10 protein-coding genes are annotated in these 11709 nt (G+C 73.0%); 5 read left to right on the top strand and 5 right to left on the bottom strand.

Features of this window, described 5'->3' with window-relative positions; all coding sequences use genetic code 11:
- Positions 1-8: 8 nt before the first annotated feature.
- Positions 9-1190 carry a PucR family transcriptional regulator gene (locus tag ASE20_RS12140; RefSeq protein WP_056894795.1) on the top strand — a complete coding sequence of 394 codons (1182 nt, stop codon included), beginning with the start codon at positions 9-11 and terminating at the stop codon, positions 1188-1190.
- A 15-nt stretch (positions 1191-1205) separates the two neighbouring features.
- Here the strand turns inward: ASE20_RS12140 and ASE20_RS12135 are convergent, their stop codons facing one another.
- Positions 1206-3164, bottom strand: a complete 1959-nt coding sequence (locus tag ASE20_RS12135) for an ABC transporter ATP-binding protein (protein WP_056894794.1) — start codon at positions 3162-3164, stop codon at positions 1206-1208.
- Positions 3161-3835, bottom strand: coding sequence for a nitroreductase family protein (locus ASE20_RS12130; protein ID WP_056894793.1), 675 nt, complete (start codon positions 3833-3835; stop codon positions 3161-3163). Before ASE20_RS12130 ends, ASE20_RS12135 begins: the two co-directional genes overlap by 4 nt.
- A 130-nt stretch (positions 3836-3965) precedes the next feature.
- Between ASE20_RS12130 and ASE20_RS24730 the strand changes: the two genes are divergently transcribed.
- The 3 genes from ASE20_RS24730 to ASE20_RS12120 are packed head-to-tail and all read left to right on the top strand — an operon-like array spanning position 3966 to position 8602.
- Positions 3966-4118 (top strand): hypothetical protein, encoded by a 153-nt coding sequence (locus ASE20_RS24730; protein ID WP_157538505.1) that lies wholly within the window; start codon positions 3966-3968, stop codon positions 4116-4118.
- A 55-nt stretch (positions 4119-4173) separates the two neighbouring features.
- Positions 4174-7152 (top strand): helix-turn-helix transcriptional regulator, encoded by a 2979-nt coding sequence (locus tag ASE20_RS12125; protein WP_162261010.1) that lies wholly within the window; start codon positions 4174-4176, stop codon positions 7150-7152.
- A gap of 40 nt (positions 7153-7192) precedes the next feature.
- Positions 7193-8602 carry a cytochrome P450 gene (locus tag ASE20_RS12120; protein ID WP_225869096.1) on the top strand — a complete coding sequence of 470 codons (1410 nt, stop codon included), beginning with the start codon at positions 7193-7195 and terminating at the stop codon, positions 8600-8602.
- Here ASE20_RS12120 and ASE20_RS12115 read toward each other — a convergent pair.
- Complete coding sequence (locus tag ASE20_RS12115) at positions 8553-9014, bottom strand: hypothetical protein (protein WP_056894791.1); 462 nt, start codon at positions 9012-9014, stop codon at positions 8553-8555. The two genes, ASE20_RS12120 and ASE20_RS12115, sit on opposite strands and share 50 nt — an antisense overlap.
- Before the next feature lie 174 nt (positions 9015-9188).
- Here ASE20_RS12115 and ASE20_RS12110 point away from each other — a divergent pair, with 174 nt between their 5' ends.
- A complete protein-coding gene (locus tag ASE20_RS12110) occupies positions 9189-9548 on the top strand; it encodes a VOC family protein (RefSeq protein ID WP_056894790.1) in 360 nt (119 codons plus the stop codon).
- Positions 9549-9585: 37 nt separating this feature from the next.
- On the opposite strand, the gene ASE20_RS12105 is transcribed toward ASE20_RS12110, so the two are convergent.
- Together ASE20_RS12105 and ASE20_RS12100 are read right to left on the bottom strand one after the other, a co-directional pair.
- Positions 9586-10743: a sulfotransferase family protein gene (locus tag ASE20_RS12105; RefSeq protein ID WP_056894789.1), complete on the bottom strand. Its 1158-nt coding sequence runs from the start codon at positions 10741-10743 to the stop codon at positions 9586-9588.
- 123 nt (positions 10744-10866) lie between these two features.
- The gene (locus ASE20_RS12100) at positions 10867-11661 is read right to left on the bottom strand and encodes an SDR family oxidoreductase (RefSeq protein ID WP_056894788.1); all 795 of its coding nucleotides are present in this window, start codon (positions 11659-11661) and stop codon (positions 10867-10869) included.
- Between the last annotated feature and the right edge of the window lie 48 nt (positions 11662-11709).

The raw sequence follows: 11709 nt of genomic DNA, 5'->3' as shown, positions 1-11709 counted from the left end.
TCAGTCCTGTGGACGGACCGGACGTGAACCCCGAGGTGCGCAAGCTCAGCGCCCGGCTGCTCCCCGAGGTCGACGCCCTCGGGGCGGCCATGGCCGAGCGGATCCGCTCCGAGATACCGGTCTACGACGACGGCGACGCGGTCTCGCACCAGGAGCTGGTCGCGTCGTGCACGGTCAACGCCCGCTACATCCTCGGCAACCTCGCCGGCGAGGTCTCGGCGGAGGAGACACCGACCCAGACCGGTTCCACGCGGGCCGAGCAGGGCGTCCCGTACGCCGTCGTGCTCCAGGCCTTCCGGGTCGGTTCCCGGTTCATCTGGGAGGTCCTCGTCGACCGTGCCGAGCCCGAGGACCGCGGCCTGCTCCTGCTCGCCGCGGCCGACATCTGGGCGGTCAGCGACCAGCTCGCGGCCGACGTGACCGATGCCTACCGCCGTACCCTCGCCGACCGCGCGCGCCGCGACGGCCAGATGCGCGCCGTGCTGGTCGGCTCGCTGCTCGACGGCGACGCCGACGCCACGACCTACGTCGGCGAGACCGCCGGCATGCTCGACCTGGGCCGCGCCACGGAGTACGTCGTGGTCTCCGCCGAGTCGCCGTCGCCGGGCGAGGAGGGGGTCGCCGACGTCGAGCGGGTGCTGCGTCGTTCCAACATCCGCTCCGCCTGGCGGCTCGACCACGACCACCAGGAGGGTGTGGTCGCGCTGCGGCTCGGCTTCGGCGTCGACCAGCTCATGGCGGTGCTCGACGGCCTGGCCCGCGCGCGGGTCGGGGTGAGCACCGTGGTCGGGCGGCTCGACGAGGTCCAGGAGGCGCGTCGCCAGGCGCGGGTGGCCTGTGCCGCGGTGTCCCCGGGGACCGTGGCGGTCGGGCGCTTCGGGGCCGACCCGCTCGCCGTGCTCCTGGCCAGCAGCCCGGACCAGGCGCGGGCGCTCGTCGACGCGGTCCTCGCGCCGGTCCTCGCGCTCCCGCCCGACGACCGGGCGGTGGTGATCGACACCGCGCGGGCCTGGCTGGCCGCCGGCGGCTCGACGTCCGCCGCCGCACGCGAGCTGCACGTGCACCGCAACACGGTGCGCTACCGCGTCCGCCGGCTCGAGGAGGTCACCGGGCGTGACCTGGCCCGGCCGGTCGACGCGGCGGAGCTGTACGTCGCGCTGGAGTGCGTCCGGATCCTCGGGCTGGCCTGACGCGGCTGTCCGCGGCTACAGGGAGACGTCGGCGCGGCGGCTGTCGCACTGCGGCCTGCCGTGGGGCTCGCGGGAGAACTGCTCGTCGTACAGGCGCTTGTAGAGGCCGCCGGCCGCGATCAGCTGGTGGTGCGTGCCCTGCTCGACGATCCGGCCGTCCTCGAGGCCGAAGATGACGTCGGCGGACTGGATGGTCGAGAGCCGGTGGGCGATCGCGATGGTGGTGCGCGAGCGCGTGGCCCGCTCGAGTGCCTCCTGGACGAGCCGCTCGGTCTCGTTGTCGAGCGCCGAGGTGGCCTCGTCGAGGATCAGGATCGCCGGGTCCTTGAGCAGCACGCGCGCGATCGCGAGGCGCTGCTTCTCGCCGCCCGAGAGCCGGTAGCCGCGCTCGCCGGTGATCGTCTCGTAGCCCTCGGGGAAGCCCATGATCCGGTCGTGGATGTTGGCGTCGCGGGCCGCCTGCTCGATCTGCTCGGCGGTCGCGTCGGGGCGTGCGTAGGCGATGTTGTCGCGGATCGTGCCGTGGAACAGGTACGGCTCCTGGGTGACCATCCCGACCGCGTCCGCGAGCGAGGACAGGGTGAGGTCGCGGACGTCGTGGCCGTCGATCAGCACGGCGCCCTCGGTGACGTCGTAGAACCGCGGGACGAGGTACGTCGCCGTGGTCTTGCCGCTGCCCGAGGGGCCCACGATCGCGGCCAGCTGGCCGGGCTCCACGACGAGCGAGACCTCCTCGAGCGCCCAGCCCGAGGTCTCCGGGCGGTCGGTGTCGTCGCCGATACGGATGCCGCTGTCGCCGAACCGGTCGCCGGCCGGCGAACCGGACAGGGCGCGCGGCTCGGGGTAGCGGAAGGACACCTCGCGCAGCTCGACGCGCCCGCGCAGCTGCGCCGGGTCGAGCGCGACCGCCCCCGGGCGCTCGGTGATCGCGGGCTGGAGGTCGAGGTACTCGAAGATCCGGCGGAACAGCGCCAGGGAGGTCTGCACGTCGAGGGTGACCCGCATCAGCTGCAGCAACGGCATCTGCAGCCGGCTCTGCAGGGTGGTGAAGGCGACCAGCGTGCCCGCGGTCATCGTGTCCTCACCGAGCGGCGTGCCGCCGGTGATGAGCCAGCCGCTGAACAGGTAGAGGAAGGCCGGCGTGATCGCGAAGAAGGTCTGCACGACCGCGAAGAACGTGCGCCCGGTCATCGCCTGCTCGACCTGCAGCCGGGTCTGGCGGCGGTTGGCGCCGCGGTACCGCGCCACCTCGGAGTCGCCGCGGTTGAACGCCTTCGACAGCAGGATCCCGCTCACCGACAGGGCTTCCTCGGTGATGGCGGTCATGTCGGAGAGCGACTCCTGGGTGCGCCGCGCCAGCCGCTGTCGCACCCGCCCGACCCGCATCTGCATCAGCACGAACAGCGGCATCACGAAGAGCGTGATCAGCGTGAGCTGCCACGACAGCACCACCATCGACACGATCGCCGCACCGACGGTCACGGTGTTCTGCAGGATCGTCGACGCGGTGTCGGTGAGCACCGTGCGCACGCCCGCCACGTCGTTGGCCAGGCGGGACTGGATCGCCCCCGTCTTGGTGGCCGTGAAGAACGCCAGCTCCATCTTCTGCAGGTGCTCGAACAGGTCGCCGCGCAGGTCGGCCATCGCCGAGTTGCCGACGGTCGAGGTCAGCCACACCTGGAAGATGCCGATCAGCGCCACCACGACCGGGATCGCGCACAGGCCCCCGACCAGCCAGGCGAGCAGGCCGAGGTCGGGCTCGCTCCCGTCGAGCGGGAACAACGCGTTGTCGAACACCGCCCGGGTCAGGAAGGGACCGACGGCGGAGAGCGACGCCGCGACGACGACCGCGACCAGGACCAGGGCGATCTGCACGCGGTAGGGACGCAGCAGCCGCGCGATCCGGGGCAGGACCGGCTCGCGCTGCGCGAGGTCCTCACTGGTGAGGTGGGTGACCACCGCGCTGGGCCTCATGCGTGCGTCTCCGTCCGTGGGGTCCAGCCGTTGCCCCAACGGCCGCGGTGGGCGGTCTCCTGCCAGGGGGTGCGCCGCCGCCGGCTGGCGGAGCCGCGGGCGCCCGTCGTGGCGTCGGCGGGGTGGCCGATCGTGATCGCCCCGATCGGGTGCGGCGCCTCCTCGGCGCCGGTGTCGACGAGGCCGAGCTGCGCCTTCACGGCGTCGACGCGGTCGGGGACCAGGCCGAAGAAGCAGGCGCCCAGCCCCGCGTCGGTCACCGACTGCAGGACGAGCAGCGACGCCATGGCGGTGTCGAGGTGCCAGTACGGCATCGCCCACCGGCCCTCGTCGTGGTCCTGCAGGCCCGCCCGGGCCTTGTCGGGCTCGGCGTAGCGGTCGAGGTACGCCGACCGGCGGCTGCACGGCACGACGACCACGGGCGCCGCCATCATCCCGGCGAGCCAGCGGTCCGGCGTGCCGCCCTCGGCGGCCGCATCGGTCTGCGCGGCCCAGAACCCGCGGACGGCCTCGGGGGTGTCGAGGACGACGAACGCCCAGCCCTGGGAGAACCCGGCGCTCGGCGCCCGGGTGGCGTGGTCGAGCGCCCGCTCGACCACGGCGGGGTCGACCGGGTCGGAGGCGTAGGCGCGCGTCATCCGGCGCCGTCGTACCACCTCTGCGAACTCCACCCGACCTCCTCTGCGACCACCGCACTATCCCACCTGGCACCGGGGCCTGAGGTAGCTGAGGCAGGGATGGCGCAGAGATAGGGAGGTTGCCCGATGTGGGGCCCTACCTCAGAGGCCCATTCTCGATGACATGAGCAACGACTTCTTCATCTCCGCCGAGAACGACTACCGCCGCCAGCGGGCGGTCCGGGGCGTGGCCGCCAGCCGCGCCGGCCGCACGCGGTCCTCCTGGCTGCGTCGCGTCGCCGCGACCGACCCGGCCGTCGAGCGCCGCTCCCGCTGATCCCCCACCGATATTGACTGCCACCTTGTCGGCGGGCACCAGCATGATGGTGCCCGTGGCCGCACACAGCAGCCTGACCATGGTCGGGCGCGACTCCGAGCTCGCCGAGGCGATCGGGGTGCTCGACGACGCCGTGAGCGCGGCCGCGTCGGGCACCCCGCAACGGGTCGTGCTGCTGTCCGGCGACGCCGGGGTGGGCAAGACGCGCCTGCTCCGGGCGCTGCGCGACCACGCCCTCGACGAGGGCTGGCAGGTGCTCGCCGGCCACTGCCTCGACTTCGCCGACAGCGCGCTGCCCTACCTCCCGTTCAGCGAGGTGCTCGGCCGCATCGGCGCCGACCACCCCGACCTGGTCGAGGCGGTCGCCGCGGTGCACCCTGCCCTGACGCGGCTGCAGCCGGGGCGTCGTACCCGGGGTGCGGGGGAGGAGAAGGGCGACGGTCCCGGTCACACCACCGACCGCGGTGACATCTTCGTCGCCGTCCACGCGCTGCTCGATGCGGCCGCGACCGAGGACCCGGTGCTGCTCGTCGTCGAGGACCTGCACTGGGCCGACCAGTCGACCCGCGACATGCTGGGCTTCCTGTTCACACGGGCGTTCGCGCGCCCGGTGGCGATCGTGGCGTCGTACCGCTCCGACGACCTGCACCGCCGCCACCCGCTGCGCCGGCAGGTCGCCGAGTGGTCGCGGCTCCCGCAGGTCGGGCGGCTGGCCCTCAGCCCGCTGACCGAGGACGCCGTCCGAGCGCTCGTGCACGAGCTCGCGCCCGAGGGACTGCGGGAGGGATCGGTCCGCCGCATCGTCGAGCGCGCCGAGGGCAATGCCTTCTTCGTCGAGGAGCTGGTGGCGTCCAGCTCGTGCGACGACGGCGACGTGCCCGGCGACCTGGCGGACCTGCTGCTCGTCCGCCTCGACCGCCTGGGCGAGGAGGCCCGCCACGTCGTCCGCGTCGCCAGCGTCGCCGGGCGCCGGGTGAGCCACGAGCTGCTCGCCGCGACCGCCGACGTACCCGCTGCCGCGCTCGACGCCGGCGTACGCCAGGCCGTCGAGATGAACGTCCTCGAGGTGCGCGGCGACCGCTACAACTTCCGTCATGCCCTGCTCGGCGAGGCGATTTACGACGACCTGCTCCCCGGCGAGCGGGTCCGGCTGCACGCCCGCTTCGTCGCCGCGCTCGACGAGGGCGCGGCTCGTGGCACCGCTGCCGAGCTGGCCCTCCACGCCCGCCGTGCCAACGACCTCGACCGGGCCGTCACCGCCAGCATCGAGGCCGGCGACGAGGCGATGGCCGTCGGCGGGCCCGACGAGGCCGCCGACCACTACCAGCAGGCGCTCGAGCTGCTCGAGGCCGGCGACCGCGCCGAGCGCCTCGGCGTCGACCACTCCAAGGTCGTCGTCAAGACCGCGACCGCGCTGACCACCGGCGGCAACGCCGTCCGCTCCGGCCAGCTGCTCGGCGCCCAGCTCGCCCGGCTGGGCCCGACCGCCCCGGCCGCCGCCCGCTCACGCCTGCTCAGCGCCTGGGCCGAGGTCCTCTGGATCACCGAGACCGACCTCGACCCGGTCGCCCTGTCGGCCGAGGCGGTCGCCCTCGCGCCGGAGGGAGAGAGCCCGCTGCGCGCCAAGGTGCTCGCCGCGCACGCCCGGATCCTCGGCAGCCACGAGCAGGAGGACGAGGCCGAGTCCTACGCCACCGAGGCCCTCGCCCTCGCCGAGCGGCTCGCCATGCCCGAGCTGGCCTCCGACATCCGCACCACCCTCAGCGGGTTGCGCGTCAAGACCGTCGCCGGCACCGAGCAGGACGCGCTGCGCAGCGCGCTCGAGAAGGCGGTCGGCAGCGCGGCCCGGGCCGGTGCCTTCCAGGCCGAGCTCCGCGGCCGCTGGCTGCTGGGTCGCTCCTACCAGGACACCGCCGACTGGGAGCAGTCCGCACGCTGGTTCCGCTCCGCGATGGAGCAGGGCGAGCGGGCCGGCCTGCTCTGGGCGCCGTTCAGCATCGAGTCGCGCTGGCAGCTGACCTGGATCAGCTACATCCTCGGCGACTGGGACGACGTGCTCGAGCTGATGACCGCGATCGACGGCCAGACCGGTCCGGCCATCCCCCGGGGCATCGTCGAGCCGGCGCGGCTGGCCGTGCTCTCGGCCCGGGGTGAGGACGTGCTCGACCGGCTGCTCCCGCTGCGCACCCTCTGGGAGGACGAGGGCGGCATCGCCGTCCACAGCGCCGGCGTCGAGATCGAGGCGCACTCCGCCCGAGCCGATGCCACGGCCGCCCTGGCCGTCTACGACGACGTCATCGAGGTGCTGACGCGGATCTGGCACGACCACTTCGGCGCACGGGTCCGGCTCGCCGCCCAGGTCCTCGGCGCGATCGCCCAGGCCCTGCCCCGGGCGAGCGCCGCCGACCGCCGCACGCTCGCCGAGCGCGCCGACCGGCTCCGTGCCGACGGCGACGCGGTGCTCGCGTGGTTCCGTGAACGAGGAAGCCCGTGGGGACCCGAGGGCCGGATGTGGGCCGATCGCCTGGTCGCCGAGCACCTGCGGGTGCGCTGGCTCGCGGGAGTCGCCGGAGGTGCCGCCGGATCCCGCGAGGAACTCCTCGCCGCCTGGCAGGCCGCGGCCGACTCCGCCGCGAAGTTCGGCCACGTCCCCGAGCAGGCCCGGGTGCGTGCCTCCCACGCGCAGCTGCTGCGCCTGGCCGGAGAGACCGCCCGCGCCCGCGAGGAGTCCGACGCCGCCCGAGCCATCGCCGAGCGGCTCGGCGCCCCCGGCCTGGTCGCCGACCTGCTGGCCGACGGCGGAGGCGCCCGCCCCACGGCCGCTGCCGCGCCCGGCCTGCCCGCCCTGACCGCGCGCGAGCTGGAGATCCTCGCCCTCGTCGCGGAGGGTCGCTCCAACGGCGAGATCGGCAAGCAGCTCTTCATCAGCACGAAGACCGTGAGCGTCCACGTCTCCAACATCCTCGGCAAGCTCGGCGCCGCCAGCCGCACGGAGGCGGCGGCGATCGCGCACCGCGAGGATCTCCTACCGTAGGCGGACGTCGGCTCGCCGTACGCGGCGTAGCGTCGGCCGGGTGACGATCGAGGCGGACCGCACAGCGGTCGAGGACGACACCCGTGACCTCACCCTGCGCCGGTTCCGGCGCAGCAGCGTGGTCGGCGGCCGGGACCTCCCACCCGTGTCGATGGACGCGCTGCCGCCGGGACCCCGCTGGCCCGCCCTGCTGCAGACCGTCGCGCTGATGCGCTTCCGGCACCAGTTCCACCCCTGGCTCCACCGCAGGTACGGCGACGCCTACACCGTGAACCTCGTGCCCGGCGGTCGCCCGCTGGTGCTCTTCACCCGGCCCGAGGTGACCAAGGAGATCTTCGCGGCCGACCCCGAGGTCTTCCACGCCGGCAAGGGCAACGCGGTGCTCGGGCCGATCATGGGCGAGCACTCGCTGCTGCTGCAGGACTCGGTCGAGCACCACCGCGCCCGCAAGCTCCTCATGCCCGCCTTCCTCGGGCACGCGCTGCGGGGCTACCGCGGCATGGTCGCCGAGGTCGCGGCGAGCGAGGTCGACGGCTGGACCGAGGGCGAGTCCTTCCGCGCGCTGGAGCGGATGAACGACCTGACCCTGGAGGTGATCCTCCGCGTCGTCTTCGGCGTCACCGACCAGACGCGGCTCGCGAAGCTCCGGCCGGCCGTCAACCAGACCGTCGAGATCAACCCCGCGATCCTGCTCGGCTGGGCCTACCCGCGGCTGCAGAAGCTCGGGCCCTGGCGGCGCACGATCGAGAACCAGGTCGACCTCGACCGCCTGATGTACGCCGAGATCCGTGAGCGGCGCGAGGCCACCGACCTCGCGGACCGCACCGACGTCCTCTCGAGGCTGCTGGCGGCGCACGACCCCGAGGACCCGCAGAGCGGCCTGGACGACACCGAGCTGCGCGACCAGCTGGTGACGCTGCTGCTGGCCGGTCACGAGACCACCGCCTCGGCGCTGTCGTGGGCGCTGGTCGAGGTGGGCCGCAGCCCGGACCTGCTCGCCCGCACGCAGCGAGCGGCCGACGAGGGCGACGACGCGTGGCTGGAGGCGGTCCTCAAGGAGTCAATGCGGCTGCACCCGATCATCCCGATGGTGGTGCGCACCCTGATGAAGCCGTCCACCGTCGGAGGCTGGGACCTCCCTGCCGGCACGACGGTCGGGCCGTCGATCATCATGAGCCACCAGCAGGAGTCGAACTTCGCCGACCCGGAGGTCTTCCGCCCCGAGCGCTTCCTCGGCGACGACGTGCCGCCGCTCAACGTCTGGATCCCGTTCGGTGGCGGCGTGCGCCGCTGCATCGGCGCCGGATTCTCGCTCATGGAGGGCGTCGAGGTGCTCCGCGAGGTCTTCGGCCGGTACGACGTCGAGGCCGTCGGCACCGACGTGCCCAAGGTCCGCAACATCACCAGCGTCCCCCGTCGCGGGGCGCGGATCCGCGTGCGGAGGCGTTGACGCCGGGGGTGATGTCCACGGTGGCGGCGACGTCCTCGAACAGGTCGCAGTAGTCCTCGTAGTCGACGCGGGCGACGCTGCCCGTGAGCGTCACCCGGCTGTCGTCGAGGTGCCAGGTCCAGCGTTCGCCGACGACCTCGCACCCGCTCACGCGGTGGGCGAAGCGGAGGTACTCCACCCACCACCTGCCGTCGAGGTCGAAGGCGTCCTCGTCCTCGGTCTCGGCGCCGTCGGGCAGCGTGCCGGCGCCGGGACCCGCCCGCAGCACGAGCGTGGGCACGAACCCGCCCGGAGGGACGACGGGTGAGCGAGCCTCCACGACGACGCCCCGGTCGGGGTCGGTCCGGGTGGGCCAGTGGCGGGGGAGGGCGATGCCGACCTCGTGGCGGGCGGCGAGGGGGAGGAGGTTCATGCCGGGTAGCGTGCGCGGCACCTCCGACATCGGGAAGCCCCGGGCCGAGAGCCTGTGGATGACCGCGTGGACTCCGTGCGGATTCGCGTCGGACGGGTGCTCGGGCCTCGATGATCCACAGGGTCCGCAGCCCGTCGGACCGACTTGTCGGTGCCCGCACCTAGCGTCGTCGACATGGCAATCGCACGCAATCCCCACGTCGTCCTCGACTGTCCGGACACCACGCTACTGGCCGAGTTCTACGGCGCCCTGCTCGGCTGGGCGCCCAAGCTCGACCCGGACGGGAGCTGGGCCACCGTCTCCGACGGTCAGCGCCACCTGCACTTCCAGCGGGTCGACGACTACCGACCACCGCAGTGGCCCGGACAGGAGCTGCCGCAGCAGTTCCACCTCGACTTCGACGTCGACGACCTCGACGAGGGAGAGGCCGGAGCGCTCGGGCTGGGCGCGACGAAGCACCCGCACCAGCCCGGGACGACCTTCCGGGTCTACCTCGACCCGGCCGGCCACCCGTTCTGCCTCTGTCAGGCCTGATCCCCGTTCTCGTCCGCGACCCGAGCGCCGGGGCGCGTCAGCGGGTGAAGGACTCCCGCACCTCGTCCTCGGTGATGCCGTAGTCCGCCAGGTCGTACTTGTGCGACGGGCGGCGCGGGCCGTTGCGCGACTCCTCGTCGAGCTGGCGGACGGCGTCCTGCGCCGCGTCGCTCCACTCGAGGCCGAAGGCGTCGTAGATCGCGCCGACGGTGCCGACCGGGTCGGTGACGAAGTCGCGGTAGTCGACGTCGAAGAACTGGCTCTCGTCGTACTTGGCCCGGGCCTGCCAGAAGGCGTGCCACTGGCGGGTGAGGTGGCCGAGCTGGTCGCGACCGAGGGTCTCGCCCACGAAGGTCGTCGAGTGGCCGGCGGTGGCCTCGGCCGACAGGGAGCACGCCGACGCGACCGAGGTGACCGGCTCGCGCTGGGTCATCACGACGAGGGCGTCGGGGTAGACCGTCATGAGCGCGTCGAGTGCGATCAGGTGCGAGGGGTTCTTGAGCACCCAGCGCTGGTCCTGGTCGTTGAGGCCGATCAGCTGCAGGTTCTGGCGGTGCCGCTCGTAGGCGTCGGTCCAGTCCTGGGTGGCCAGCCAACGGGAGTACTCCGGCACGTGCGCCAGCGACTCGAAGCCGATCGACTTGCCGGTCTGGCGCAGGACCCGCCAGCACTCCTCGGGCTCGGTGGCGTCGGAGTAGTGGATGCCCATGAACTCCGGGTTGGTGATGTGGTGCTCCTTGAAGGCGCCCTGCATCGCGTTGAAGATCGGGTCGTCCTCCCAGGTCTCGCGCGGGGGCCGGGGCTGGGGGAACTCCGTGAGCCACATCTCGAGGCCCTGGTGGCCCGGGTCCGCGCAGAGCAGGCGACTCAGGGCCGTCGTCCCCGTGCGGGGCAGGCCGAGCACGAAGATCGGCCGCTCGATGCGGACGTCGGCGTGCTGCGGGAACTCCGCGAAGCGCGCCTGGGTCAGCTGGCGCGCGACGAGGGCGCTCTTGACCTGCGAGCGCATGAAGTAGTTGCCCACACCGGTCAGGCCGGCGGTGGGCGCGGCGAGGTCCTCGACCAGGACGCGGAAGGCCTCCTCGTGGCCGGGGGCGTCCGCGAAGCCGAAGTCGGTCAGGCCGGTGGTCCGGGTGGCGGCGTCGCAGATGTCCTCGAAGGTGCCGATGTCGGCGCGCTGGCGGGCCTCACTCATGGACGGACCTCCTGGTGAGCGGCGTCCTGCGTGTGCGGCCGCAAGGCGCCGCCGCGAAGGCGACCTTGGGGCGAAGCGGTCGTCGAGCGGCGGCAACGCCGCGGACGCTCCGCAGGGCGCCGCTCAGGCATGGAACTCGCCGCAGTCGACGTTCAACATCTGGCCGGTCACCGCCGACGCCAGGTCCGAGGCGAGGAAGAGCGCGGCGCGCGCCACCTCGTCCGGCGTGGCCAGGCGCTTGAGGTCGGTGGGGTCCGCCTTCTCGGCGTACACCTCCTCGTGGGTCCGGCCGGACTCCTGGGCGATCCAGTCGAAGTACGCCTTGTTGACGTCCTCGTAGATGTAGGACGGCGCGACGCTGTTGACCCGGATGCCGCGGGGGCCGAGCTCGGTGGCCAGCGACTGGGCGAGGTGCTCGAGGGTGCCCTTCGACAGCTTGTAGCCGGAGTACTCCGGCTGGCTGCTGTAGATCACGCACGAGTTGACCATGATGACCGAGCCGCCGACCTTGTCCTCGCTCTGCGCCAGGGAGTCGGCGAACAGGGCCGAGAGGCGCAGCGGCGCGAAGACGTTGGTCTCGTTGGCGCTGCGCAGGCCCTCGAGGGAGAGGGTGCTGATCGGGTCCATCGGCGGGATGCCGAAGGCGTTGTTGATGAGGCAGTCGACGCGGCCGAACTCTGCGAGCGTCGCCTCGACCAGCGCCTTGCGCTGGTCCTCGTCGGTGATGTCGGTCGGCACGACGAGCGCCCGGCGGCCGTAGGAGCGCACCACCTCGGCCATCTTCTCGAGGCGCTTGGGCGTGCGGCTCACGAGCACCAGGTCGGCACCCATCTTCGCGGCCTCCTCGCCGAGCGAGCGGCCGAGGCCGGGGCCGACGCCGGACAGCACGATGACCTTGTCGGTCAGCAGATCCACCATGGGGTCAGACTAGAACGTGTTTCAGTTTTGGGGAAGGGGGTCGTGGTG

This window comes from Nocardioides sp. Root240 (genome assembly GCF_001428825.1).
Classification (GTDB): domain Bacteria; phylum Actinomycetota; class Actinomycetes; order Propionibacteriales; family Nocardioidaceae; genus Nocardioides.
Note: the sequence above shows the minus strand (reverse complement) of the source record. Positions and strands in the feature narration are given on the sequence as shown.

Excerpts from the sequence above, each read along its gene's own strand:
- ASE20_RS12135 (WP_056894794.1), bottom strand. The coding sequence starts at position 3,164 with ATGAGGCCCAGCGCGGTGGTCACCCACCTCACCAGTGAGGACCTCGCG.
- ASE20_RS24730 (WP_157538505.1), top strand. The coding sequence starts at position 3,966 with ATGAGCAACGACTTCTTCATCTCCGCCGAGAACGACTACCGCCGCCAG.
- ASE20_RS12115 (WP_056894791.1), bottom strand. The coding sequence starts at position 9,014 with ATGAACCTCCTCCCCCTCGCCGCCCGCCACGAGGTCGGCATCGCCCTC.
- ASE20_RS12110 (WP_056894790.1), top strand. The coding sequence starts at position 9,189 with ATGGCAATCGCACGCAATCCCCACGTCGTCCTCGACTGTCCGGACACC.
- ASE20_RS12105 (WP_056894789.1), bottom strand. The coding sequence starts at position 10,743 with ATGAGTGAGGCCCGCCAGCGCGCCGACATCGGCACCTTCGAGGACATC.
- ASE20_RS12100 (WP_056894788.1), bottom strand. The coding sequence starts at position 11,661 with ATGGTGGATCTGCTGACCGACAAGGTCATCGTGCTGTCCGGCGTCGGC.